This window comes from Nitrospirota bacterium, from assembly GCA_023229435.1.
GTDB lineage: Bacteria > Nitrospirota > UBA9217 > UBA9217 > UBA9217 > JALNZF01.
Window position 1 is genome coordinate 1 of sequence record JALNZF010000015.1, and the last position, 24,676, is coordinate 24,676.

24 protein-coding genes are annotated in these 24,676 nt (G+C 53.0%); 20 read left to right on the top strand and 4 right to left on the bottom strand.

What is annotated here, in order from left to right:
* Nucleotides 1-405 precede the first annotated feature (405 nt).
* The 6 genes from M0R70_10620 (at nucleotide 406) to M0R70_10645 (ending at nucleotide 6,288) form a co-directional block, all read left to right on the top strand.
* Nucleotides 406-885 (top strand): hypothetical protein, encoded by a 480-nt coding sequence (locus M0R70_10620; protein ID MCK9419818.1) that lies wholly within the window; start codon nucleotides 406-408, stop codon nucleotides 883-885.
* 383 nt (nucleotides 886-1,268) lie between these two features.
* Nucleotides 1,269-1,589 carry a nucleotidyltransferase domain-containing protein gene (locus tag M0R70_10625; GenBank protein ID MCK9419819.1) on the top strand — a complete coding sequence of 107 codons (321 nt, stop codon included), beginning with the start codon at nucleotides 1,269-1,271 and terminating at the stop codon, nucleotides 1,587-1,589.
* Nucleotides 1,590-1,985: 396 nt separating this feature from the next.
* Nucleotides 1,986-2,768: a hypothetical protein gene (locus M0R70_10630; protein ID MCK9419820.1), complete on the top strand. Its 783-nt coding sequence runs from the start codon at nucleotides 1,986-1,988 to the stop codon at nucleotides 2,766-2,768.
* A gap of 258 nt (nucleotides 2,769-3,026) precedes the next feature.
* Nucleotides 3,027-4,970, top strand: a complete 1,944-nt coding sequence (locus tag M0R70_10635; protein ID MCK9419821.1) for an SWIM zinc finger family protein — start codon at nucleotides 3,027-3,029, stop codon at nucleotides 4,968-4,970.
* Between the two features lie 63 nt (nucleotides 4,971-5,033).
* The gene (gene smpB / locus M0R70_10640) at nucleotides 5,034-5,501 is read left to right on the top strand and encodes an SsrA-binding protein SmpB (protein MCK9419822.1); all 468 of its coding nucleotides are present in this window, start codon (nucleotides 5,034-5,036) and stop codon (nucleotides 5,499-5,501) included.
* A gap of 82 nt (nucleotides 5,502-5,583) precedes the next feature.
* Nucleotides 5,584-6,288, top strand: coding sequence for a DNA alkylation repair protein (locus M0R70_10645; protein MCK9419823.1), 705 nt, complete (start codon nucleotides 5,584-5,586; stop codon nucleotides 6,286-6,288).
* 22 nt (nucleotides 6,289-6,310) lie between these two features.
* On the opposite strand, the gene M0R70_10650 is transcribed toward M0R70_10645, so the two are convergent.
* Nucleotides 6,311-6,889: a hypothetical protein gene (locus tag M0R70_10650; protein MCK9419824.1), complete on the bottom strand. Its 579-nt coding sequence runs from the start codon at nucleotides 6,887-6,889 to the stop codon at nucleotides 6,311-6,313.
* Nucleotides 6,882-8,243, bottom strand: a complete 1,362-nt coding sequence (locus M0R70_10655; GenBank protein ID MCK9419825.1) for an HD domain-containing protein — start codon at nucleotides 8,241-8,243, stop codon at nucleotides 6,882-6,884. The genes M0R70_10650 and M0R70_10655 overlap by 8 nt, the downstream gene beginning before the upstream one ends.
* A 627-nt stretch (nucleotides 8,244-8,870) precedes the next feature.
* Here M0R70_10655 and M0R70_10660 point away from each other — a divergent pair.
* From M0R70_10660 to M0R70_10690, 7 genes are all read left to right on the top strand, one after another.
* Entirely contained in the window at nucleotides 8,871-11,414 is a 2,544-nt protein-coding gene (locus tag M0R70_10660) for a PAS domain S-box protein (protein MCK9419826.1), read from the top strand.
* An 85-nt stretch (nucleotides 11,415-11,499) separates the two neighbouring features.
* Nucleotides 11,500-12,873: a DNA repair protein RadA gene (gene radA, locus M0R70_10665; GenBank protein MCK9419827.1), complete on the top strand. Its 1,374-nt coding sequence runs from the start codon at nucleotides 11,500-11,502 to the stop codon at nucleotides 12,871-12,873.
* Between the two features lie 326 nt (nucleotides 12,874-13,199).
* Complete coding sequence (locus M0R70_10670; protein ID MCK9419828.1) at nucleotides 13,200-13,832, top strand: hypothetical protein; 633 nt, start codon at nucleotides 13,200-13,202, stop codon at nucleotides 13,830-13,832.
* 226 nt (nucleotides 13,833-14,058) lie between these two features.
* Entirely contained in the window at nucleotides 14,059-14,775 is a 717-nt protein-coding gene (locus M0R70_10675) for a response regulator (protein MCK9419829.1), read from the top strand.
* Nucleotides 14,776-15,054: 279 nt separating this feature from the next.
* Nucleotides 15,055-15,288: a type II toxin-antitoxin system MqsA family antitoxin gene (locus M0R70_10680; protein MCK9419830.1), complete on the top strand. Its 234-nt coding sequence runs from the start codon at nucleotides 15,055-15,057 to the stop codon at nucleotides 15,286-15,288.
* A gap of 190 nt (nucleotides 15,289-15,478) precedes the next feature.
* Nucleotides 15,479-15,694 carry a hypothetical protein gene (locus M0R70_10685; GenBank protein ID MCK9419831.1) on the top strand — a complete coding sequence of 72 codons (216 nt, stop codon included), beginning with the start codon at nucleotides 15,479-15,481 and terminating at the stop codon, nucleotides 15,692-15,694.
* Complete coding sequence (locus M0R70_10690) at nucleotides 15,681-16,049, top strand: type II toxin-antitoxin system VapC family toxin (GenBank protein MCK9419832.1); 369 nt, start codon at nucleotides 15,681-15,683, stop codon at nucleotides 16,047-16,049. Before M0R70_10685 ends, M0R70_10690 begins: the two co-directional genes overlap by 14 nt.
* Nucleotides 16,050-16,245: 196 nt before the next feature.
* Here the strand turns inward: M0R70_10690 and M0R70_10695 are convergent, their stop codons facing one another.
* Nucleotides 16,246-16,617, bottom strand: a complete 372-nt coding sequence (locus M0R70_10695; protein ID MCK9419833.1) for a type II toxin-antitoxin system VapC family toxin — start codon at nucleotides 16,615-16,617, stop codon at nucleotides 16,246-16,248.
* A complete protein-coding gene (locus M0R70_10700) occupies nucleotides 16,617-16,823 on the bottom strand; it encodes an AbrB/MazE/SpoVT family DNA-binding domain-containing protein (protein ID MCK9419834.1) in 207 nt (68 codons plus the stop codon). The genes M0R70_10695 and M0R70_10700 overlap by 1 nt, the downstream gene beginning before the upstream one ends.
* An 87-nt stretch (nucleotides 16,824-16,910) precedes the next feature.
* Between M0R70_10700 and M0R70_10705 the strand changes: the two genes are divergently transcribed.
* From M0R70_10705 to gspE, 7 genes are all read left to right on the top strand, one after another.
* Entirely contained in the window at nucleotides 16,911-17,531 is a 621-nt protein-coding gene (locus tag M0R70_10705; GenBank protein ID MCK9419835.1) for a hypothetical protein, read from the top strand.
* A gap of 195 nt (nucleotides 17,532-17,726) precedes the next feature.
* A complete protein-coding gene (locus M0R70_10710) occupies nucleotides 17,727-18,839 on the top strand; it encodes a hypothetical protein (GenBank protein MCK9419836.1) in 1,113 nt (370 codons plus the stop codon).
* Nucleotides 18,840-19,202: 363 nt separating this feature from the next.
* A complete protein-coding gene (locus tag M0R70_10715) occupies nucleotides 19,203-19,445 on the top strand; it encodes a type II toxin-antitoxin system PrlF family antitoxin (protein ID MCK9419837.1) in 243 nt (80 codons plus the stop codon).
* Between the two features lie 4 nt (nucleotides 19,446-19,449).
* Nucleotides 19,450-19,848, top strand: coding sequence for a type II toxin-antitoxin system VapC family toxin (locus M0R70_10720; protein ID MCK9419838.1), 399 nt, complete (start codon nucleotides 19,450-19,452; stop codon nucleotides 19,846-19,848).
* A 167-nt stretch (nucleotides 19,849-20,015) separates the two neighbouring features.
* Entirely contained in the window at nucleotides 20,016-20,846 is an 831-nt protein-coding gene (locus tag M0R70_10725; GenBank protein MCK9419839.1) for a PDZ domain-containing protein, read from the top strand.
* A gap of 130 nt (nucleotides 20,847-20,976) precedes the next feature.
* A complete protein-coding gene (locus tag M0R70_10730) occupies nucleotides 20,977-22,941 on the top strand; it encodes a hypothetical protein (GenBank protein ID MCK9419840.1) in 1,965 nt (654 codons plus the stop codon).
* Nucleotides 22,938-24,623, top strand: a complete 1,686-nt coding sequence (gspE, locus tag M0R70_10735) for a type II secretion system ATPase GspE (GenBank protein ID MCK9419841.1) — start codon at nucleotides 22,938-22,940, stop codon at nucleotides 24,621-24,623. Before M0R70_10730 ends, gspE begins: the two co-directional genes overlap by 4 nt.
* Nucleotides 24,624-24,676: the final 53 nt, after the last annotated feature.

Below are 24,676 nucleotides of genomic sequence, written 5' to 3' on the forward strand. Positions count from 1 at the left end.
AACAGAATGAAACTACGGCAATTGTATGGATGTTGCTGACTGCGGAAAAACATCGACGAGATAATTTCATTTTTTCGTCACAGGGTGGGTTTTTTCACTTGACAGGGAGCCTTCAAATGGGTGACCCTTTGCGGGTGTTGACTTTACAGGAAAGCGATGATACAGTCCCGTTCATATAAACACTTATTGTCAAGAGTGTCGATGGCACGTTCCTTGCTAAACGAGTAAACAACAAAAATCCGTGCTTTACTATGGGGCTTGTTTTTAGGTGTTTACTATCCCCCATAGTCAATAACTGGTTCTGATGCTCGCGCAGATGGTTTCGCATGAGATGTTTCAAGGCATAGGTTTTTTGTGTGATTTGCCTTCATCCAAAGGTGGCAGTTTTCAGATAGGGTGGTGAGTATGCTCGACGATGATGACGATTATTTAGGAGGCGGTGACACCTCAGCTACGGAGGATTGGGTGTCTTGGATAAACGATGCTGACAGCTCAGCATGGGAATACTTTTTTCTCTCTCCTGATGACACGGACTATAGGGTATCTGACGACGAGGTGAATGATCAAAATCCCCAGGACGTGAATTGGGTACAAAAGCGGGCAGAGGCAATGATGGCTAAGATAGTTTGGCCTACCGAGAGACAGAAAGAAATCATGAGTTGGCTAAGTACTTCAAAGTTTGCAAACAGATTAAAAACGACGCAAGGTTTCTATATAGCTAAAGGTTCCATAGTAAGATTAAAAAGTGGTGAATTAAAAGAAATTATTGATTGGCTGCTCAAAGAGGGATTTATTCCAGACAAAGTCTTTCCCCCTTATGAAGTCAAGTATACACCGCCGGGCGGTAAGTATGCTGAGAAGTTGACATTCTTCTGGGTGCCATAATTGAGGGGGCAATTTAAAAAAGGGTTAGCCCTTTACGCAAGATTTTGATAGGATCCGTAGTTTAGTTTGAAGTCAACGTAAGACAGAAATTGCGAGGGACAGGTTCTGAGGGAAAAGATCTAACCTATGAGTTCAGCAGTGCCTAGCGACGGCCCTCTCACCGAGCATCTGGCGTAAATATAGATTTCAGAGTAAGTGGCCGCAAGCTGGTTCAGTCTAAGTAAGGGATGGAAGGACGGTATCCAGGTAAGTTTGGACCAAGAAAACATTGCTGTTGACGGGTTTAAGCCGAGGATTGCCAACCACGACAGGTAGAGACGAACGGCTGCGCCGCCACTCACCCGGGGCGGCTCAACTCAGGCATTAGGCGATATAGTATGGTAATGGACGCTGATATTGAGGCAATCAGAACCTGGGCTAAATCTCAACCCATAGTCAAGCGAGTGTGGCTCTTTGGAAGTCGCATTCGCGGCAACGAAAGACCAGATAGCGATCTAGATATTGCAGTTGAACATGATTGTCTTCCGGGTGACTCAGATGCCTTTACTACTGCAATTTTTGAAAAGAATAATTGGCATCTTCAACTTCAACCACTCGTTAGCCTCATCATAGATTTGCAATCTTACATTTCTGGCATGACTCCAATAGTTGAGGCGGGGCTTAATGATTCTTCAATGCTTATTTACGAAAGGAGAGACGCTTAGCTGTTCAGGCATGGATACAGTAACGCTCGAATCCAATGAGGTGCGACCGTGAATTTTAAAGAAGCCTCAGAAATAGCAAAGAAAAAACCCTGGTTCGGTTCTAACCAGGGATAGCAATGGTTCCTTCGTAGTTCATTTAAAGAAGGAAAAGGCTATTGATCCACCCAAGTCTCCGGAATTTGTTCACGATCCATTCAAGGTAACATTTCTAGGCAAACCATGTTCTTGTGGGGGAGCAATGGAAAATTGTCCTCGTTGCTGGGGACGGGGCTACATTGAGAAAGGATAGATTGAAAACCACTTATAATTAATGCTCTTCGCACCTGCACGGCCAAGCAATGATCCAGCTACGTGTCGCATTAGATTAATATATTTTCAGATTTGGAGAATGTCCAAATGAGTGATACCGTTTTCATGGTAATTCCTTTTAGTGATGAAGTAGCGATGAGTGCCTATCAACACAGTACAAAACCCACGGTAGAGTCTTTCGGTTTTCGAATTCAACGCGCTGACGAAATATTTTCAGCCAATCCAGTATTCGATGACATCATTACTGCGGTCGAACAATCGTCAATCGTGATCGTTGATATCTCTGGGCGTAATGCAAACTGTTTCTATGAACTAGGTGTTGCGCATACTCTGAAAAGAAACAGAACTATAATGATCACACATGACGAATATAGTGATATTCCATTTGACGTTGCCCACTTCCGAATCCTGAAGTATGAAAACACAATTGAAGGTAAAGCAAAGTACGAAGAAAATCTCAAAAAAACCCTGCAATCAATTACGAGTGGCCTGCCCGAGCTGTACCGCGGAGAGTTCGATGCTGTAATTGACATTTTTGAAGGTTTAGATGAACATGCCGCTCTCTGCGCGATAATGGCAATACCTAAGGTTACACGCCCTATTGAACCCAAAAATCAAATCTATATAGAAGGGCATTTCAAGGCTATGTTTCCGATAATGTCGTCTTCTCCTGGCAGAATTTTCCTTGAACCTTTTAGGCTTCGACGATATGTCGAAATAGTCGGCGACATTTATACTCTGTCAGCTAAAGGGCAGGCTTTCTCCGATTACTTGGCATCAAAAGGGTATGTCGTTGACAGGTTGAATGATGATATATTCACTCCCGGGCACGTTTCTTGGTGGGAACGAATGAAGAAAAAAAAGAAGTAATAAAAGAGATAAAGAAGGAAACAAGTAACGCCAAGTTTCGTAGGGAGGGTAGAGCAGAGCGAAATCCGACACATGATCCGAACCACGCCGTCGAGAGGGTCGCTAAGAAACGCGCCCCTCACGGCGGCGTTCAGTTTCGTGGCAATAGCAGATAAGTAGGCGCAACAAACGAGAAGCTATACATTGGTTATTTCCGCCACTACTTGAATTATATTTGTTCCAACTCAAATTTGAAAACAACGCCATTGATATGAGCATATGAGCAAGCGCGCCAAGAAAACACTGTCTGAGCTCACCTGGGCCGATCTTGAAGCCTGGGCTGGAACAAAGATCGTATCCCGCGGGACATCGTATCAAAAGAGCGGCGCCGTGCGGGACCTGGCCCGTACCTCCGATGGCGGTCTGCTCGCCTGGGTGCGGGGCTCGAGAAACTATGCGACAAAGGCGGCGCTCGAAAAGGGGCGGCTTTCGTCGGACTGCTCCTGCCCCTACGAGGGGACCTGCAAGCACGCTGTCGCGGTGGTGCTTGAATATCTTGACCGCTTAAAGAAGAAAGCCGATGTGCCGTTGGCTAACGCGGATGACGACAGGTTCTCTTTGTTGGAGGATGCGTCTCTTGCATGGGAAGATGATGAGGATAACGTTGATTTTGATGAAGACGATGAAGAATATGAAGACGATGACCTCATCCCGGAAGCGGAGCGCGTGCTTGCAGGTATAGAAGCCTCCCTCAAGAAGAAGTCGAAGCAGGAATTGCAGGCCACGCTTTCCGGCATTCTGAAATCACATCCCGAACTGAAGAAGGAATTAGGATTTGCTCGACCAACACCGGGGAAAAAGGACTGCGCCGCGCTGACCAAGTCCGTTACGAAAGCCATCGTCATGATCAGCAGCGAGCCGGCATGGCGCAACTACTGGAAGCACACCGGGCACACGCCCGACTATTCGCCTGTACGCGATGGGCTTCAGCGGCTTCTCGACGAGGGTTGTCCGGACGACGTGGTGCGGCTGGGGGAGAAGCTTTTTGTGAAAGGCATTGAACAGGTTGAGCAATCTCACGACGAAGGTGAGACAGCGACCGAGCTCTCCGAAACCATGCCGATCGTTTTTAAGGCCCTTGCGAAATGCTCACTGTCTGATACGGACAAGCTGGAATGGGCTGTTGATTTCGTTCTGAGGGACGATTACGATCTTTGCAGCGGGGCAGATGAGTTCCTGCAGCGCAGATTTGGGAAAAAGGCGTGGAGCGAGCTGGCAGACCGTCTTCTTGCAAGGCTTCGAGCTATGAAACCTGAAACGGGAGAAGGGGCTTTTTCCCGTGATTACAATCGTGATCGCTTATCCGGCGAAGTTATCCGGGCTATGGAGAATGCTGGACGAGCAGATGAAGCCATTGGCCTGTGTTTACGGGAGGCGGAAGCGACCGGAAGCTATGAGCGTTTGGTAAGAAAACTCCGCAAGGCAGGCCGCACGACCGAGGCTGAAGAGTGGATTCGCAAAGGGGTGACGGCAACACAGAATAAATTACCGGGTATTGCGTCCTCCCTGAAGAAGGAACTGCTGGAGCTCCGGCAGCGGAAGAAAGATTGGCCGTTCGCCGCGGCGCTCCGTGCTGATGACTTCTTTGAACAGCCAGGCCTGAAAACCTTCGAGGAGCTTCAGGTTGCCGCTGAAAAAGCAAGGTTTGGGCCCAAGGTCCGGGGCGCTTGCCTGGAATTTTTGGAAACGGGCGTCTATCCGGGTGATAAGGCCGGTTGGCCCTTGCCTGACACCGGTTTCGGGAAACCTGAAAAGCCCCGTCGTGAAAAGCCGCCTTTCGCTGACACTTTGATAGATATCGCCATTAGCGAGAAGCGCATTGATGATGTTTTGCGCTGGTATGACATTCAGAAACAGAGAGCAAACGCCTGGTTCGGATCGCATCGAGACGACGAGGTGGCGAGCGCTATTGCTCACAAATACCCCGACAGGGCTATTGCCATCTGGAAAAAGATCGCCGAGGGGCTCATCGCCCAGGCCAAGGTCGGCGCTTACAGCGAGGCCGTCGCTTATCTCAAAAAAGTGCGTCAGGCCCTGGACGGGCCCGGCAGGGCTGCTGAATGGGCCGCCTATTTGGCGGCCCTGACAGAGGCGAACAAGCGAAAACCCCGGCTCGTGGAGATGCTGAACGTCCTTAGCGGAAAACCGATCCTTTCGAAATGATTCTCTGACCGTCAATATATCTCTGCTATTGCCTCTCGCAGGCGTGTCGTGTATCATAGCGTCATGACAGAAAAGAAAAAGGACAACGCGGTCGCGACGAACCGCAAGGCATTCCACGACTACTTCGTCGAAGAAACCGTCGAGGCCGGCATCGCGCTTCAGGGCACGGAGGTGAAGTCCCTGCGCCTGGGTCACGCGAACCTGACAGACAGCTATGCCATGGTCAAGAATGAAGAGATGTACCTGTTCAACGCGAACATCAGTCCCTATACCCACGGCAACCTGGCGAACCACGAGCCGCTCCGGACGCGCAAGCTCCTGCTGCATAAAGAAGAGATCCGCAAGCTTACCTGGAAGATGTCGCAGAAGGGATTCACGCTCATCCCGCTCAAGATCTATTTCGTACGCGGCAGAGCCAAGGTGCTGATTGGGCTCGCCAAGGGCAAGAAGTCCTTTGACAAGCGTGATACGATAAAGGCAAATGAAGCTAAACGCGAAATGGATCGGGTTGTAAAGGAACGGAACCGGTAAATTTGCAATCCACGCAGGTCCTGTATTCTGCTAACCTATATCATGCTTCAAGAAATACTATGACGAATTCTCAAAACATTCCATGACCGCGCAAAAAATCAGAAAACGTTTACGACAGTTGGCGAGCAGAGAGAAGGCAAAGGTCCTTCAGGGGTTCTTCAAGACCGGGACGGGCGAGTACGGGGAAGGGGACATCTTCCTCGGGGTCGTGGTCCCGGACATCCGGAGGGTGGCAAAGGAATTTTCTGACACGCCGCTCGGCGAGATCACGACGCTGCTTGCCTCAACCGTTCATGAGGAACGCCTGCTTGCGCTTCTTATGCTGGTCAGTGCATATGCCAGGGGCAATGACGCCCTGAAAAAGAAAATCTTCAGCCTTTATCTCAAGAATACAAAGTACATCAACAACTGGGACCTCGTGGACCTGTCGGCCCCGAATATCGTCGGGTCACATCTCTGGGACAAGAGCAGGAAGCCGCTCTATGCGTTCGCGAAATCAAAGGACCTGTGGAAGCGGCGGATAGCCATCCTATCGACGTTTGCGTTCATCAGGCAGAACGATTTTGATGACTCGCTCGGGATCGCGAAGGTCCTGCTGACGGACGATCACGATCTTCTTCACAAGGCGGTGGGATGGATGCTGCGTGAGGTGGGGAAGCGTGATATAGCCGCAGAGGAAAAGTTTCTTCAACAGCACTATAAGAAAATGCCGCGGACTATGCTGCGCTATGCCATTGAAAGGTTCCCGGAAGGGAAAAGAAGGAAGTATCTGGACGGAAAAGTGTGAATTACCGGATCAAAAAAGTTCTTTATTTTATATTCTTCAGGTTCTGAAGCTGTGTTGTGGCGGTATCGATCATATTCTTTATGTCCATGTTGTCACGATCGAATACCAGTGCTTTTTTCCAGACAGCGATCGCGTCTTCCAGTTTGCCCTCACGATAGGATGTCAAGCCCGCTTCCAGGAGCGCCTTGGAGCATGCTTTCATCTGCCCGTTCAAGTAATCATCGTCGAAAGACAACGCTTGAGAGAAATCCCTGGTGGTAATGCCGCTTTCGAACAGGGTATTGTAGATGTTTCCGGCTTCCGAGAAATCCTTTTTCTGATAAGCGGTATCCGCTGAATTCCTGATCCGATCGCCTATTCTGGCATAGCCGCTGCTCATTCCCGGGTAATGATATTTATCATACGCTTTCGAGTAGAGTTCCAGCGCCTTATTGTAATCGCCGAGCGCAATGTTCGCCTGCGCTTGTTTTGCCGTATCATCGATGACTTTATGTTCTTGTCCGGCCGGGGCAGTTACCCGACGGATATATGAGCACGATGGCGCGAACACGATAAGACAGGCGCAGAACACCATAACGGTCAATGAGGCAGCGTTACGCATTGGTCATCCTTTGCTCGAGAACTGCAGGCAGGGCAACGGACTCGATCACCTCGTGGAACACCTCGACAAGGCGGGGATTGAACTGTCTTCCCGAGAAGAGGGCCAACTCCCGGAGAGCCTCTTCACGGGAGAGCGCACTTTTGTAAGGCCGGGCCGATGTCATGGCATCGAAGGCGTCAGCCACGGCGATGATGGCCGCAAAGAGCGGGATGTCGTCCCCCCGGAGGCCGTCGGGATACCCTTCACCATTGAACCATTCATGGTGGTGCCTGACCGCCGGCATGTATTTTTGAAGAGACGGCGCCCTGCCCAGGATCGCGGCGCCGTTCTCGCTGTGGTTCGCGATCTCGCGATGCTCCTGCGGGTCCAGCGGACCCTCCTTGAGCAGAACAAAGTCGGGAGTCTTCAATTTCCCCACATCGTGGAACAGACTGGCGATCTCGAGGTCTTCCAACTCCTGATGGGGAAGCCCGATCGCCGCTCCGATCTTACGGGTCAATTGAGCGACCCGCGTGGAATGTCCGAGTGTATACGGATCGCGGGCATCGATGGCAGCGGAAAGCACCGTGACCGTGGAAACATACGCCTCTTCCAGTTCCGTCGCATAGGTGCCGAGCCGTGCCTGCTGATCCGTGATCAGTTCGGTCATCCGGTTGAAACTCTCGGTCAGATTGCCGAGCTCATCTTGCGAATAGATCCTGAGCCTTGCTTGTCTTCCCTGCTTGAGTTCATCGACACCCCGGGTGAGCTCCTTGATGGGCCGCGTTATGACGGAGGACAGAACGATGATGCACCCGATGCCCAGGAGCAGGGTAATGCCGAATCCCGCCAGGATCTTTCTCCGGGTCTCGGCCCGTGCATGGTACAAAACGGAATTATTGATCCCGATAATGACATTGCCTATTTGTTTGTTGTCAAAGAGAATAGGGGCAACGATTTCCAGCAACTTTTCCGACGCGGGCTGAACTTCATACACGCGAGTGCCGTCCTGATTCTCTTTGAAGATGTCGCGGGGATACGGCACGAATGTCTCCCCCCGCCGTGCAACATCGGTATGGGCCAGAATCTTCATCTCGGCATTGGTGACTGCAACGTATTCCACATCGGAATTTGCGTCCTTTGCTTTGGAGACGATATTATCTATGCCCAGCAGATCGCTGGAGAGAATGCTGTATGGCGCCAGGGCCGCCATGCTTTTGCATAAGGATTCCGCTCTTTTTATGACCTCGTCCAATATGTGCCTGTTCATCGTCTGGATCGTAATAAGAGAAAAAAGGGATGCAGTGATAAGAAGCAGGATGACGATAAAGAACGCAATTTTGAATCGTAATGTGGCAAGCAGTGATGTTTTCATATCCGCCTTAATTGTTTTGTGATGTGAAAATTCCAACCCTTTTAATAGCACAATTTGAGGAGAGAGTCAATTGAACGGATTAAACTTGTGCAACCAAAGAATTAGCTGTTAATCGTCTCTTAATAAAAAAATGACGCCATTCTAAGGCGGTCATTCCCGAAGGTTTTAAAGCCTGCCCCGGTATGATTGTAAGCCGGGGGGAATCTGATGTTAAACCATATCCCGATAGGAGCCCCCCGATTACAACATTCGAGGGCAAGATTCGGGGCCTGCCCCCGCAAGAATCAAGCGGGGGATGACAGTCTATTTAGTATTCGAAATATCCCGAACATGATTCATCCGGCTCATTATACAACATATGAAATAAAAGACAGCATTAATTTTCCCCGGTTGAAGAATCGCTGAAGACATGGTGTGGTGATAACGGATTTACTCCATTCCATCAAGATGACCTTGTCGGGGTCTTCGTTACCGGCCCGGTGTATGTGTGCTCTCACCTACAGGGAAGAAACACCATCTCAACGGAGATATATCTGTTATACTAAAAGCATTTAGACTTGATCACGACGCTGGAAGTAATTGATCCGGTGCTTCCGCAGGCGCAGTGAATCAGTGGACGAGGTCCTGATGGATGTATTTCAACTGATGGGTTACCCGTTATTTGTCGTGGCCGTCCTGGAAGTCCTGCTTGGGATCGTGCTTCTCACGCACAATCCGCGCAAAAGCCGGGTGAATAGATCCGTTGCGATCCTGTCCTTCGTCTCGGCAGGATATTCCTTCTTTACCGCCCAGATGTATGTACTGACCTCACTGGGGCTGCCCATCGATCTTGTTGCCCGTGCCAGCTGGATCGGTTGGTTTGCTCCCACGGCCGCGCTGCAGGCGATCTATTACATGAAGCAGGAAAACAGCCGGGCTGCACGGACCGCGGGTCTGCTCTTGTATCCCTTCTGGAGTATCATACTCGTTCTCTGCCTTTTTACCGATCTGCTGGAGCCAAGCGGCTATTCTCTGCGGCCCTACGTTGACCACACCGGTCTCCTGGAGAACCCGGTCCGGTTGTTCGGGGCGCTCCAGGCCCTGTGGGTCGTCTATGAATACTACCGCACCAGGAAACGATCGACTGGCATACAACGCGTTCAGATGAACTACCTCTTTGCCGGCCTCGTGATCTTCGGCACGGGAGGCGCGTTCCTCGGCGGCTTTCTACAGCTGTATGTGGGGTTCGGCATCGCCGCGGGACTCGGCGCCTATTTCGGCCTGCCCTGGATCCTGCTCACGTTCTATGCCATTACCCGCTACCGATTGTTCGATATCCGGCTGGCCATATCGCGCACGGTCACCGTCATTTTTCTCTCAGCGGTCTTTAGCGGTATTCACCTGCTCCTGTTCCATGTGTTCGCCCCGGTTCTCGGCAATAATCTCGCGATAGTATGTTCACTTTCCGTCATCAGCTTGATCTTCTTCGGCACATCGTTCAACCGGAGCATGCAGGAGCGGATCAAGACAATTATTATCGGACACCGGTATGACTACCAGCAGGTACTGAAGGACTCCATTTATGCGATGCTCAGGATCTTTGACCGCGATGATCTGTTGCGCCATATCATCGAGAGCATGAAAAAGAGCCTGGAGGTGGAGAATGTCCGTCTTTTCCTGAAAGAACGCGACGGCAGTATGGTGCGTCGGAACGTCTCCGGCGATCAAGACAGAGACGGGGATGTCTGCGCCACCAGCGCCGATGTCGCGAACTGGATCCGGCGGAGCGGGCACGCCTTTCTTCGGGGAGAACTGGAGGAACAGCTGCCCGAACCTGAGGCCCGTGCGGCATATGACTGCATGCGGAAGATCGATGCCGAACTGCTCATTCCCCTGATAACCAAAGGACAGTTGCAGGGTTTCCTGACCCTGGGAGCACGGGGAACGGGAGCTCCCTATCTGCAGAGCGACATTGATCTCTTGGAGACGCTGGCCGGCCAGGCCGCCATCGCCATCGAGAACACCCTGCTCTACGACGAAGCGCGTCACTCGCGCGAGTCCCTTCGGGAGAGCGAGTTGAAGTTCCGGACCCTGGCCCAGACAACGCCCTCGGCTATTTTTATCCATAGGGGAGGCAAGATCCTGTATGCGAACCCGAACACGGAGCGCATCTCCGGATATACGCAGGAGGAGCTTCTGTCCATGGATTTCTGGAGCATTATTCATCCTGATTTTCAGAGGATCGTTCAGGAGCGGGGACGCGACCGTCTCTCCTCCGATGCAGTCCCATTCCAGTACGAGTTCAAGATCATTCGAAAAGACCGCGAGGAGCGCTGGGTGCTGATGAACGCAACGCGCTTTGAGTATGAGGGCCAGCCCTCCGTGATCGGAACGCTCGTCGACATCACCGAACGAAAAGCACTCGAAGGGAAGCTGCGGTATGTTCAGAAGATGGAGGCTATGGGGAAACTGGCCGGAGGCGTGGCGCATGATTTCAACAACATTCTGGCCGCCATCGTGGGCTACGGAAACCTTCTGCGCATGAAGATAGACGAGGACGACCCCATGCGTGAATATGTGGACGAGATCCTGGGTGCGACCGAGCGCGCGTCGCATATTACGCAGAACCTCCTTGCCTTCGGGAAAAAACAGGTGACGAACGTCGCGCCAGGGGACCTGAGCGATATCGTCAGGATGATGGAAAAGATGTTGTCCGGACTCCTCCGCGAGGGCGTCGGGCTTTCGCTAAAAACTGCCTCCGGTCGGCTGTTCGTGCTGGTCGACAAAAGCCAGATCGAGCGCGTCATCATGAACCTGCTGGTGAACGCGAGGGACGCCATGTCCGACGGCGGGACTGTCACCATCGAGACCGGCACCATGAAACTGGACAGTGAATTCATCAGTACCCATGGTTTTGGCAAACCGGGGTTGTATGCAACTGTTTCGGTCAGCGACACGGGTATTGGCATGGATGCGGCGACCAGGGCAAAGATCTTCGAGCCGTTCTTTACGACCAAGGGTATGGGAAAGGGCACCGGATTAGGTCTTTCGATCGTGTATGATATTGTCAAAGAACATGCAGGGTATATTACCGCGGAGAGTGAGCAGGGCAGGGGCTGTTTGTTCAAGGTCCACCTGCCGCTGGCCGCGGCAAATGCGGAAGAGATGAGACCGGTATCAGTTCACGAATGAATCGGCGATTGATCCGTCGCGATAGTAACTCCCCGCGCAAATAGCGTTTGACATTCCGGGATCGAAACCATAAAATACTTCTTCTATGAAGCCTGCCAAAACCAAGACGGTATATGTTTGCCAGTCCTGCGGCTCCCAGTCTCCCCGATGGATGGGCAAGTGCCCCGACTGCGGCGCATGGAACACCATGGTCGAGGAGCGCATGGAGAAGCCCAAGGACATCGGGAGCGCGAAGCGCTCCGGAGGATCGGAGCCGGTCCTTCTGGGAGAGATCCAGGCCCGGGACGAAGACCGGTTCGTCACGAAGATCGGCGAGCTCGACCGCGTGCTCGGCGGCGGGATCGTCTCCGGTTCCGTGGTGCTGATCGGCGGCGACCCGGGCATCGGCAAGTCAACACTCGTGCTCCAGATGCTGAGACAAGTTTCCGAGCTCCGCGGCAAGGCGCTGTATGTCTCGGGCGAGGAGTCGCCGGCGCAGATCAAGATGCGCGCCCAGCGGCTCGGGGTCAAGACCGATAACCTCTATGTGCTGGCCGAGACGCAGCTTGAAGAGATCATCCATGCGGCTGACGGACTCGAACCCCAGGTCCTGGTCATCGATTCCATCCAGACCATGTTCACCTCGGAACTTCCGTCCGCGCCGGGCAGCGTGGGCCAGGTGCGCGAGGTCTCGGGCAGGCTCATGATCCACGCCAAACGCACGGGCATGCCGACGTTCCTCATCGGCCACGTGACCAAAGACGGCGCCATCGCCGGGCCGCGCGTGCTCGAGCATATCGTCGATACGGTGCTGTACTTCGAAGGGGACAAAGGGCACTCCTTCCGCATCCTGCGCGCGGTCAAGAACCGCTTCGGTTCCACGAATGAGATCGGCGTGTTCGAGATGAAGGAAAGCGGTCTGACCGAAGTATCCAATCCCTCGGAAATATTCCTCGCTGAACGGCCCGCTGACGCGACCGGCTCGGTTGTAGTCTCATCGCTCGAAGGCACGAGGCCGATCCTGGCGGAACTTCAGGCGCTGGTGGCCCCTTCAAAGCTCACCATGCCCCGGAGGACCTGCATCGGCGTGGATTTCAACCGTGTGTCGCTCCTGCTCGCGGTGCTCGAAAAGCGTGTGGGCATGCACCTCATGGGAATGGACGTGTTCGTGAACATCGTAGGAGGGTTGAAGGTAGACGAGCCGGCCATCGACCTCGGCATCATTGCCGCCGTGGCATCGAGCTTTCGAGAGAAGGCGATCAATGCCCGGACCGTGGTCATGGGCGAGGTGGGTCTTGCCGGAGAAGTGCGGGCCATCAGTCAGGCCGAATCACGTCTCAAAGACGCGGCAAAGCTCGGCTTTACGCGCTGCGTGCTGCCGGCGCTGAATGTCGAGAAGATGGAGAAGACCGCTGCGCTTAAAAAGATGGAACTGATGGGCGTGCGTACCGTGGATGAGGCGATGGAGAGGCTGTTTTGAAAAGATGTCGGGTTTCGCTTTGCTCTACCCGACCTGCGAACTTCAGATTTACGAAGAGAAGTATAATCTAAATCTTGAACGAGACGTACAGGATCTTTTCATCACATCGATGACCATTGAAGATGGACGATTGCTCGTAACCAACGAACGTGATGAGACGTTTGAGGTCAATTTAAAAACAAAGCATATCAGGAAAGTAAAGTGAGCTAACGAGTCGTTCGAGCCGCCATGGGCGGCTCAACTCGTCGTTGATACTTCTCATCAATAAAATCGCGACCCGAGTTGCGATTCCAAGTTATCAAAACATCTAAATTTCGGAGGATGCCATGTACAAACATTTGATCATTGCGATATTCCCCATCTTTTTTCTTTTCCCGGCAATCGTTCCTCAACTCCTGCAAGCGCAGGTTTCCCAACATTCTGATGTGAACGTTAAAAATTTCCCTGAGACGCAGCAAATCAAGGGCGATGTGCACGTAAATAATTTCCCCGAGCTGCAACAAATCAAGGGCTCTGTCTCGATTGAAGGTACGACGAAATTCATTACACGAGAAGGTTTGGTAGTGCCCACTTCACAACGCGCGGAACTGCCTGAAATGGTTTATGCCGGGACCATCGAAACTGACGGATTCACCTCTCTTTTGATTAGCCTGCAAGGCGAAATGAGAAGCGAAGTTTTTTCTTCAGGCACCATTGGAGTTCTTCTCATTCCTGATGAAATGCCTATCTTGCGTATCCTTCGTGACGCAAAGCGCATTCAATTTCCTATCGAATGTAAAGTCCAGGCGAAGAGTGGTGATCCAATTTATTTTGAATCCGAACAGGTTCAGCAGCGCATCGCCTTTACTCGCTATAAAATGTACCTTTACAATACTGCGAACAAATCAGCGGAAGCGAACGTTTACTTGTATTTATCAAATTCACCGATAGTGAGTGCTCCAGGGATTTCTAACAATTAGTCGAGCCATCCTCGATACGCTCGGTGGCTAACCTCACCGTTCGATTTCCCCTGCACCTTTTTAAGATTTTCATGAACATCCGCCTGTGGTATCTTAGTTCCGTAGGTTGGGCTGAACGTTCTTTGTAAAGCCCAACGCGTTAACTTATAATCTGTTGGGCAAGCTGAGTCGTTTTGCCCAACCTACGCGACTGTTGTGCGGTAATCTGTGGAATAGAGGAGATGCGATGGGAACTGACACAAACGATGGCAAACAAGCCAGGCTCATGATCAAAAAGGACGTGATAATAAATACTTCCATAAAGGGATATACCGTGGAGATAAGCGAGGGAGACATTCTCTTATATTCACCTGTCCCCTTTACCCTGGGAAGGATCATAGAGCTGAGTTTTTCCCTTGTCGATGGAGTGCCGCCGATAAAGTTGCGGGCACGTGTTCAGACGGTGCAGGAAGGGGTGGGGGTCGGTGTGTCATTTACGGGTATCAATCAGGCTGACAAGGAGTGGTTGAAAAGATTTATCGAGGAAAAGGTGTCTGCCCAGTCAGTGAAACAGGAGAGCCCTGCTGGTGATACAAGAAAGAAGGTTTTGCTTGTCGATGATTCAGTCACCGCGAGAGCAACGTATAAAAACAAACTGGTCCTTTCCAACTACAATGTAAGAGAGGCGTCAAGCGGGATGGAGGCCATAAAGTCAATTACTGAAGATATCCCTGATCTTATCGTGCTGGATATGCAAATGGAGGGCATGGACGGGACAAAGTTTCTCCAGTTTATGCGCTCGAACGATACATGGAAAAATGTAAAAGTTATTATGCTGTCCGGAAGGATAACCCCGCAGGAGACCGACAGGATCTCATCAATGGGCGTGTCGAGCATTCTTTCCAAGATGACGACCACTCCAAACAAGCTTGCGGGCCAGGTAAAGCAGATATTAGGGGTGTGATGGCAATAAATCAGCGGATGTCTTCTTAAAATGAAAATAATGCACACGTAACATGAAGCCTGAAAGAGACAACATATATAACGTTGATACCCAATGAGCAATCATCCGGACAAACAAATATTTCGCGTAAAACTGATAAGGGTCACTGATAAGGGTCAGCTCGTAGGTCGGGTAGAGCGCAGCGAAATCCGACGCATCAAATTCGGACGATCTTTACAAATAATTATTTTGGACTGAAGAGATTGAATGGATTGATTGCAGGGTCAGGAGGACAAAACCATGAAGTGTGTTTTTTGCGGAGGCGAAACAAAAAAATTGACGGTGACATTCAGCTATGAGGAGGGAGATAAGTATTTTCTCGTTGAGCACGTCCCCGCTGAGGTTTGCGAGCGATGCGGCGAAAAAACTTATTCACCTGATGTCACGGATGAGTTGTTGAAATTTGCGAAAAACAAATTCAAACCCGTTAAGAAACTGGAAGTGCCTGTTTTTGATTTTGCTGAAGCGTGTTGATGGCGGATGAGGCGATGGAGAGGCTGTCTTGAGGCAGGAGAAAATGATCGGCTTCACTCACTTCAGCATTGCTATTACTGTGACAGAATAGGAGTTTCTCCTTGCGTTTTTAAACAAATTGTACTATTTTAAAATATGAATAGGAAGGCCGCACTTTTCCGGGCCTATGCATGGCGTTGGGGTTTCAGGTATGAGTATGACGATCCATAAGAAAATCGTGGTGAACAAAGAAAACAAACCCGTGGAAGTGGTCATCACGTATGACGAGTGGCTGAAGATCGAGCAGGCGCTGCAGTCGGTCGAAAAGGGCGTAAGCCGGGAGCAGCTCAAGGAATATGCCGGCGCGATGCATATCGAGGAAGAACCGCTCGAATATCAGCGGAGGGTGCGGAGTGAATGGGAATAAGTTCCTGCTTGATACCAACATCCTTCTCTATATCGCCGGGAAAAGAATAGATACAACCTCCCTGCCGCAAGGCGAATTTTTCATTTCATTTGTAACCGAACTCGAAATTCTCTCTTATCCCTCTCGTACTACGCAGGAAGAAATACGACTCAGGAAGCTGCTTGCCGAAATGCCGGTTATCGACGCGACCCGCGAGATAAAAGACTCGGCCATTGCCCTGCGCAAACAGTATCGGCTCAAACTTCCCGATGCTCTCATAGCCGCAACCGCTCAAACGTTGAACGCAACCCCGATCACCAATGATAAGGGATTTGATACCATCAAGGAAATCACAACACTGGCGATTAAAGCTTGATGGTCGAAAAATTGCAAGTACAAATAGCGAGTAGGTCGGGTAGAGCGTAGCGAAACCCGACAGCTTTCGATAATCTCCAAGAAATAAGATTCTGTTGGGCTTCACATAGTAATGATCAGCCCAACCTACATGACTGTTTTGAAAATGGGGTGCGGCCCACATTTTGTGAAACTTTGTTCAATGCACCGCGGCGTCGTTATTTCCTGATGAAGGTGACACCAATATGGTCTTCGAAATGTCCGTCCGATGTGATCAAGCTGCACTGCTTTTCTACCGCCGTTGCATAGACGACGGCATCAGCCATGGGGAGCGAGTGTTTGAGGCAGAGGTCGGCTGCAAGGAGGGCGATGCTCTCGGTGAGTGGAACTACCGTTGTTCTGTTCATGACCGACGCTGCTGACAGCGCGTCTTCCTCGGCCCGCTCGCGTTTTATTTTCTTGTACACCTCGTAAAGCACGATCGTGGGTGTCGCGAGCCTGGATACATCCTTTAGATGTCTTGCATACGTTGAGGCGAGCGGCCCGTCGGTGAAATATTCAATCCAGCCGGACGAATCGACGATCACCATCAGCGGTCCTTTTCATCGCGAATATTTTCCGTGTTCATTCCCTTCAGGAATCCTCGGAATGACTCAAGGGGTTTTTCCGGGATGAAGGAAACAATCCCGCCTTTTAAGATAACGGTCATTTTCTGTCCGCTCTTGAGATGGAGTTGCTCCCGTATATCCTTGGGTATGACCACTTGAAATTTGGGTGAAATCGTCGTTCTTGCCATGGCATCCTCCATAATCATGATCGATGATCAAATCGTAGAACATAAATAGTATTTTGTAAACCTCTTTTTTGTGGTATCTTAGTTCTCATGGCCATCGGCAAACTCTGGAGATCCTTCGGCAGCAGAACAGGCGTGGCGGTCCTTCTCGCCCAGCTCGTCCTTGTTCTTCTCTTCATCTATTTCTACTCAAACTACCATTCGAGCGACCGCTGCGTGTCGTGCCATGCGGATAAGACCCGTATGGCTGAACTGGGCTACCCCGAGTTCGTGATGACCCGCGAGCAGGTGCAGAAGGAGTCCCGACATCCGAACACCGAGTGCCGGGACTGCCATCTCGGCAACGGCCTGTCCGATGATCCGGCAAAGGCGCATCGCGGCATGCTCAAGCTCATCGTGCTCGACAATGATCTGAACATCATGCCGCGCAAAGGTCACGTGAAACAGCTCCTGCCGTCAGGCGACGACCGGCAGCGGAACATGCTGCCCCGCCTCGCTGACGGCGAGTTGGATGACGACGTCGGCACGCTTCTCTATCACGACCGCAATCTGAATACGCTCGGCTACGACCCTGCCATTGCCTTAAAGACCTGCGGAAAGTCAGCCTGCCATCCTGATCAGGTGAAGCAATTCGACACCAGCGTCATGGCATCGAATTTCCGGCAGCGCTCCATGCGCACGTGGAACGATATCCACGGCCCTAATAATTGAGGGCCGTCCTTCGCGGACACCCGGCCGGTCGGCAGGGCGGAAGGAGACAGGTTCTCCTTCGAAAATACAGAAAAGATCATCAAAGAGATCAATCTCCCTCTTTCGCGTGAGCAGGCGATCGCCAAGCAGAAGGCATGCAATCTTTGCCATGCGGGTTGTCTTGACTGTCACTATGCGCCCACGCGTGAGCAGGGGGTGCATGCATTCAAACGCGTGCCGCCGTCGCCGAATTGCACCGGCGGGGGCAGGAGCACCTTTGTGTGTCACGCGGGAACGATGGAGCGGAGAAGAGGTGACAGCTACCTTGGCAGGGAATTCTCCGAGCCCCCCGGCTTGCCCGAGGATGTGCATGTAGCGAAGAAGATCGAGTGCATTGACTGCCACCAGACCGGGCCCGATGGGATGGGTCATGCCGAGAGAAGGGCAACGTGTCAGGATTGTCATGTCGAAGTTGAGCAAGCCATGGCAGTGAGCGCGCACAAGAATGTTACGTGTGAAGCCTGCCATGTGAAGATTCTCGGCGGATACGAGATGACGTCGTGGGGGCCGGGCAAGATATTGTCCAGGCCGAACCCGTTCAAGAAGTATTCATTGTACTACGGCCCGCAGGAACCGCCGATCCTGATCAAAGGTCAGAACAAGAGATGGATGCCGGTAAAGATCTGGCCGGACAGCGCGGGCGGCATGAAAGAGACCATCGCACCCGTGCCGGGTCTTACCTTCCGCTGGCCGAAAGGCGAGACGCAGGACTCCTATGTGCAGCTTGGGACGTTCAGCTTCCCGGGCGGCAACAACAACTATCTCGCCTGGATCCAGGTGGACCAGGTGGCGCACCCGCTCGGAAAATCACGCACCTGCGGCAGTTGTCACGATTCGGAGATCCAGATCGCACGCGTGAAATGGCGATACTTTGATGCGCAGGGCGCGGAGCCGTTCACCGGAACCCAGAAAGTCGTGGCTGACAAGAACGGCTTATGGGTAAAGGACATCAAGGCCACGTCGAAACTGGAGCTCATGGAAGGCGGGAAGATCGAGAACTTCGCCGCGTGGATGAAATTGGGCGATATCTGGAAAACGAGCGGCGATTTTTCAATCCCGAAGTCCGATCCCGTGAAATACCGGGCCCTGGATAAAGGCATTCGTGACGCGCTGGCCCGCCTTGAGGTGATCGATAAGAGGCTCAAGGCGAAAGAGGCGAAGGGTGAGAATGTTAAGAAGCTGAGGCGGAGATGGAAAGAGATAAAGGCAGCGGCGGTGCATGAACCGGGGAGCGCAATGAAACTGTTTCAGGATGTCACTGATAAATAACCTGGCCCGGACAAGCCCGTAATTGGCGGGATTAAACGACATTGAATATAATGTCAGTAATTTATTTACATCCTGTTAATCCTGTTATCCTGTGTAAGACATGTTCTCCTTTTTAGTTGGTAGGGTGGGTTTAGCGGCGCGATACTCAACTCCGGCTGTTGTAAAGCGTTCGTGCTTTGCACACAACGATGTATCCCTAATCCGAACGAAATAAATAATAGTACATCCCGGGAGACCCACTCACTCATCCTTCTCCCCCATGGGGAGGACAAAGGAGAGGGGCGAAGAAAACAGGGCTTGACATGCCCAAAAAATTGCCTTACTATTAAGTAAGGAATTTCTATAAAGGGAAGGAGATGGGGCATGCCAGTTTCAACACTTACCATCAAGGGCCAGACAACGATCCCGAAAAAGATCAGGAACCATCTGAAGCTCAGGCCGGGAGACCGGATCGACTTTGTCGTACAGGAAGACGGTGAGGTTGTGCTCAAACCCGCCACGCTCGATGTGCGGGAACTTGAAGGCATTCTCCACAGGCCCGGCATGAAGACCGTCTCCATGGAAGGCATGACCACGGCGATCAAGAAGCGGTTCAAGGGGAGATGAACCGATGAAGGGCTTGGACACCAATGTGCTTGTCCGCTATCTCGTGCGGGACGATCGAAAACAGTCGGAAAAGGCATCCGTGTATATTCAGAAAGCGGCGGCCTCGGGCAAACGCTGCTATATAAACCACGTGGTTTTATGCGAGCTTGTCTGGGTCTTGGAATCGGCATACAAATACTCGAAAAAAGAGATCGCCGATGTGCTTGACAAAATTTTAGTAACAAAACAGTTTGAAATTGACTCGAAGGACGTTGTGAGCCAGTCTGTCCACGATTACCGGAACGGGAACGGGGACCTTTCGGACTATCTCATCGGCAGGGTGAACCGCGCAAATGGATGTGACACAACGGTTACTTTTGATCTCGCTCTCAGGACCAGCCCATACTTTGCAGTGCTTGAGTAATGCATTCTTAATGCGCACGTGCATCCGATAGCGGATCCATGAACCTCGTAAAAAATATCTGTGCCTGTACCGCCGAAGGTCATTGACAAGTTGTTAGTAATTGACAACAGGCACGGTTTGAGAGTATAATTTCTAAACTCCACAAAGGTAATAAGAGAAGGTATTTTATGAAGGAAAACAAAACACTATATGTGTTTGCGCTCGTTGCGCTCCTCACGGTGTCAGCTTATTTTCTCGCCGATACCGTGGATGCCATGATCGGCCGGAGCCTTGAAGCCGCACCCAGGTTCACCACGCCCCTGGAGCGCGGCCGGCCGGCCCTGGAGCCCCGCCGGGAGTTGAGCGATTATTCCTCCATTCTGGAACGCGGGCTCTTCGGCGAAGGCAAAGGCCCGTCGAGCGGACCGGCGGCAGAGTCTTCGAACTACAAGCTCATCGGCACGATAGAGGGCAGGAGCTTTTCCGGCGCTGTGCTCGAGGACAGCACCGGCCAGGTGTTTTACCGTCTGCACCAGAAGCTGCCGGATGGGTCCCAGCTCATCAGGGTGAAGCGCGACAAGGTGACGCTCCAGAGACCTGAGGGATCGACGATCGACATCCTTGTTGCCGACGACGATAAGATCGTCAACATGAACACTCCTGGCGGAAACGCCGGCCCCGGAGTCAAGCGAGTGTCGGATGGCAAGTACATGGTGGACCAGCGGGAAATGCTCGCGAGCACCGAGAACATGAGCCAGATCCTGACACAGGCGCGGGCGCTGCCCTACATGGAGCAGGGAAAGACCGTGGGGTTCCGGATCAGCGAGATCTCTCCGGGCAGCATCTATGAAAAGATCGGGCTCCAGAACGGCGATGTGATCCAGAAGGTCAATTCGCAGGAAGTGGACGATCCCGCCAAGTTCTTCCAGCTCTATCAGGGTTTGAGGACCGAGCGTTTTATCGCCATCGACCTGATCCGGGGCGGTGCGCGTCAGACGTTGAATTACGAGATACGATAATCGGCAAAAGACAGACGCGGTGACGGGGTGATACGGTGACAGGGAGAGAAAAGCATATCAACAGGCATTTTCTCCGCGTTCCCGGTTCCCCGTGTTTCCGCGTCGTTGCTATTTTATACGGAGGCAACGAGTGAAAAAATTAGCGGCCCTGCTGCTTGTGATAGGGCTTGTAAGCGCAGCGACATCATACGCTCAGAGCAGGCCGGACGAATCAGTTGCACCCGATTCGGCCGAAGCCGCCCCGAGCCCGCCTGGCGGGACCGAAGCCGTCCCCGCCCCGGCTGCATCCGCCGCTCCCGCCGAACAGGTTGAGCTCAGGAAGATCAAATCCGATGATGATTACGTTACCCTGAACTTCACGAACATCGACATCAACGCGCTCATCAAGGTGATGAGCGAGCTCACCCGCAGGAACTTTATCCTCGACGAGAAGGTTACGGGAAAGATCACGATCATGACGCCGACGAAGATGTCGCCGGACGAGGCGTACCAGGTTTTCCTCTCCGCGCTCGAGATCAAAGGTTTCACAACCGTGGAAGACGGCAGCGTCACCCGCATCATACCCGCGGCAATGGCCCGGCAGAGCGGGATCAAGGTGCTTCAGGATGGAGATGCCCGGGGCGAGGGGTTTGTGACCAAGCTCATCAGGCTGAAATTTGTGAATCCCCAGGAGATCGTACGCACCATCAGCCCGCTGATCAGCAAGGACGGCAACCTGATCGCCTATCCCAACACGAATTCGATCATTATTACCGACCCGGTGCATAACATTAGAAAGATCGAGAGCCTGGTCCACGCCATTGACGTTGCGGCGCCCGAAGGAAAAGGGAAGATCAATGTCTATTACCTCCAGAACGCCAACGCCGAGGACATCTCCAAACTGTTGTCCGCGCTTGTCGCGCGGATGCCCGTGCCTCCGGCGGCGGCTGCTGCCCAGCCGGTCAATCCCTCCACGATCCTCGAAGGGGCTGTCAATATCTCGGCGGATAAATCCACCAATTCGCTGATCATCGTCGCCTCGCCGGGCGATTTTGAACTGGTGAAGGACGTGATACAGAAGCTCGACATCAGACGCCGTCAGGTCTATGTGGAGGCGGCGATCATTGAAATGAGCCTGTCAAAGCAGCGCGATCTCGGTTTTGAAATGCAGGTCCCCATCAACCAGAGCTCGTTCGATGCCGGGCAGACAACCGCCGTGGGAGGGACGAACTTCGGCGGCATTGGAAGCGCTATGGTCGGCGGACCAGCCGCCCTCGCGTCGATGAACGGCCTTGCCGTAGGCGCTGTCAGGGGCACCTTCAAGTTTAAAGGCGTTGAATACCTGAGCATCGGGGCTCTTCTGCGAGCGGTCCAGACCGACACCGATGTGAATGTGCTCTCGACGCCGAACATCCTTACGACGGACAATCAAAAGGCCGAGATCATGGTCGGTCAGAACGTTCCTTTTAAAACCGGCCAGACGCAGAACGCGACAACCGGCAGCGGGACCTACTTTAACGCCATCGAGCGGAAGGACGTGGGCATCAAGTTGTCGCTGACGCCGCAGATCACCTCGGACAACAGCGTGCGACTTGAAATCAACCAGGAGATCTCCGATGTGATCGAGTCCTCCAACTTGAACGATGCAGGCCCCACAACCAGCAAACGGTCGGCGAGCACCACGGTCGTGGTGAAGGATCGCGAGACCATGGTGATCGGCGGCCTGATCCGCGACAATGTCACCTCTTCGACCATGAAGGTCCCTCTCCTAGGCGATATCCCGATCCTCGGCTGGCTTTTCAAGTACAAAACGAGCAGGGTCGAGAAGACCAACCTCATGATATTCATCACGCCCTACATCATCAAGACCGCGGAAGAGTCTGCGGAACTTACCCTGCAAAAGGAAAAGATTCTCGACGACTTCCGCAAGGAATATCACATTGAGAAGAAAAGTAATGATCATCGCTTGACGCTGAAGCCGTCGGACGGAACAGGAAGCGTGGAGCCGGCAATGATGTCCGCGGACACCGGCACCGCCGGGGAGATGAAGAGCCTCCCGACCCCCGGTGCTCCGGCCGCGGAAAAGACGGCGGTGCCAGCAGAGGATGGCCGGTGAGACGCCTGCTCGGCGAGATACTCGTTGAGTCCGGGCTTTCAGCTGAACGGCTCAAAAAGACGCTCGACCTCCAGAAAAAGAGGGGAGGCCGGATCGGAACACTGCTCGTTCGTCTCAACTTCGTGAGCGAGGCCGAGGTGCTCACGGCGCTCGGCACGCAGCTCGGCCTGCCGTTCCAGGCGGGTCTTGGCGAGATCGACCGTGAACTCGCGCTCAAGCTGCCGATCACCTATGCGAAAAAAGCCATCGCGATCCCGCTCCGGCGCGAGAACGGCAGCGTTCTCATCGCCACCTCCGAACCGCTGGCGCTCTCCATGATCGATGATCTCCGGCTCCTGTTCAACGCGGATATCTCCCTCTGTCTTTCCCCCTCAGAAACGATCCTTGACACCGTCAATCGACTGCATAGTGAGGACATGAACCGCGCCGAGGACACTGTGCAGGAGATGGAGGAAGAGGACCTGACCTTTCTCGCAGCGGAACTTGATGAGCCCACGGACCTGCTCGAGGCCACTGATGACGCGCCGATTATCCGCCTCGTGAACTCGCTGCTGTCCCAAGCGATCCGCGAACGCGCAAGCGATATCCACATCGAGCCTTTCGAGAAGGAGATGGTCGCCCGGTTCCGCATCGACGGCATCCTTTACAACATCCTGACGATCCAGAAGCGGTTTCAGGCAAGCATCGCGTCGCGCGTCAAGATCATGGCGGATCTGAACATCGCCGAGCGGCGGCTGCCGCAGGACGGCGGCATGCGGATCAAGATCGGCGGCAAGGACGTGGACATCCGCGTCTCGATCGTGCCCACCGCCTTCGGCGAACGCATTGTGCTGCGGCTTCTGTACCGTGAGAGCGCGCTTTTGCCGCTCGATCAGATCGGGTTCTCCGGCGATACCCTCACCCGGTTCAATGAACACATCACCCGGCCCCACGGGATCGTTCTCGTGACCGGCCCCACGGGCAGCGGCAAGACCACGACCCTGTACGCCGCGCTCTCGAAGATCAATTCTCCCGACAAGAACATCATCACCATCGAGGACCCCATCGAATACCAGCTCAAGGGCATCGGCCAGATACAGGTGAACGCGAAGATCCATCTGAGCTTTGCCGCCGGGCTCCGCTCCGTGCTCCGGCAGGACCCGGACGTGATCCTCGTGGGCGAGATCCGGGATTCGGAGACCGCGGAGATCGCGATCCAGGCTGCCCTCACCGGCCACCTCGTGTTCTCAACGCTCCACACGAACGACTCGGCCGGCGCCGTTACCCGGCTGATCGACATGAAGGTGGAACCGTTCCTTATTTCGTCATCGGTCATGGCCATCCTGGCACAGCGGCTCGTGAGGGTCCTCTGCACGGTCTGCCGTGAGCCCTACCCGATCACGCCCGCTGAGATAGCAGAGCTCGAGATCAAGACCGCTGCCGCCGGCGCGACCGTGTACCGCGCGAAAGGATGTCCGGCATGTTTCCAGACCGGCTACCTCGGCAGGAGCGCGATCTACGAACTCCTGAGCGTGGACGACGAGGTCCGTCAGCTCATCATGAAGAACGCCGACGCGGCCATGCTGAAAGCGCTGGCTGTGGGAAAAGGCATGCACACGCTCCGGCAGGACGGCGCGGACAAAGTGCTCGCGGGGATCACCTCCGTGGATGAGGTGGTGAGGGTGACGCAGAGAGAAACGTAAGGGCAAGCACTGAGTGCGAAACTCGAAGAAGGACGAGGGACGCATGGTTCAAA

Excerpts from the sequence above, each read along its gene's own strand:
- M0R70_10620 (MCK9419818.1), top strand. The coding sequence starts at position 406 with ATGCTCGACGATGATGACGATTATTTAGGAGGCGGTGACACCTCAGCT.
- M0R70_10625 (MCK9419819.1), top strand. The coding sequence starts at position 1,269 with ATGGACGCTGATATTGAGGCAATCAGAACCTGGGCTAAATCTCAACCC.
- M0R70_10630 (MCK9419820.1), top strand. The coding sequence starts at position 1,986 with ATGAGTGATACCGTTTTCATGGTAATTCCTTTTAGTGATGAAGTAGCG.
- M0R70_10635 (MCK9419821.1), top strand. The coding sequence starts at position 3,027 with ATGAGCAAGCGCGCCAAGAAAACACTGTCTGAGCTCACCTGGGCCGAT.
- smpB (MCK9419822.1), top strand. The coding sequence starts at position 5,034 with ATGACAGAAAAGAAAAAGGACAACGCGGTCGCGACGAACCGCAAGGCA.
- M0R70_10645 (MCK9419823.1), top strand. The coding sequence starts at position 5,584 with ATGACCGCGCAAAAAATCAGAAAACGTTTACGACAGTTGGCGAGCAGA.
- M0R70_10650 (MCK9419824.1), bottom strand. The coding sequence starts at position 6,889 with ATGCGTAACGCTGCCTCATTGACCGTTATGGTGTTCTGCGCCTGTCTT.
- M0R70_10655 (MCK9419825.1), bottom strand. The coding sequence starts at position 8,243 with ATGAAAACATCACTGCTTGCCACATTACGATTCAAAATTGCGTTCTTT.
- M0R70_10660 (MCK9419826.1), top strand. The coding sequence starts at position 8,871 with ATGGATGTATTTCAACTGATGGGTTACCCGTTATTTGTCGTGGCCGTC.
- radA (MCK9419827.1), top strand. The coding sequence starts at position 11,500 with ATGAAGCCTGCCAAAACCAAGACGGTATATGTTTGCCAGTCCTGCGGC.
- M0R70_10670 (MCK9419828.1), top strand. The coding sequence starts at position 13,200 with ATGTACAAACATTTGATCATTGCGATATTCCCCATCTTTTTTCTTTTC.
- M0R70_10675 (MCK9419829.1), top strand. The coding sequence starts at position 14,059 with ATGGGAACTGACACAAACGATGGCAAACAAGCCAGGCTCATGATCAAA.
- M0R70_10680 (MCK9419830.1), top strand. The coding sequence starts at position 15,055 with ATGAAGTGTGTTTTTTGCGGAGGCGAAACAAAAAAATTGACGGTGACA.
- M0R70_10685 (MCK9419831.1), top strand. The coding sequence starts at position 15,479 with ATGAGTATGACGATCCATAAGAAAATCGTGGTGAACAAAGAAAACAAA.
- M0R70_10695 (MCK9419833.1), bottom strand. The coding sequence starts at position 16,617 with ATGGTGATCGTCGATTCGTCCGGCTGGATTGAATATTTCACCGACGGG.
- M0R70_10700 (MCK9419834.1), bottom strand. The coding sequence starts at position 16,823 with ATGGCAAGAACGACGATTTCACCCAAATTTCAAGTGGTCATACCCAAG.
- M0R70_10705 (MCK9419835.1), top strand. The coding sequence starts at position 16,911 with ATGGCCATCGGCAAACTCTGGAGATCCTTCGGCAGCAGAACAGGCGTG.
- M0R70_10715 (MCK9419837.1), top strand. The coding sequence starts at position 19,203 with ATGCCAGTTTCAACACTTACCATCAAGGGCCAGACAACGATCCCGAAA.
- M0R70_10720 (MCK9419838.1), top strand. The coding sequence starts at position 19,450 with ATGAAGGGCTTGGACACCAATGTGCTTGTCCGCTATCTCGTGCGGGAC.
- M0R70_10725 (MCK9419839.1), top strand. The coding sequence starts at position 20,016 with ATGAAGGAAAACAAAACACTATATGTGTTTGCGCTCGTTGCGCTCCTC.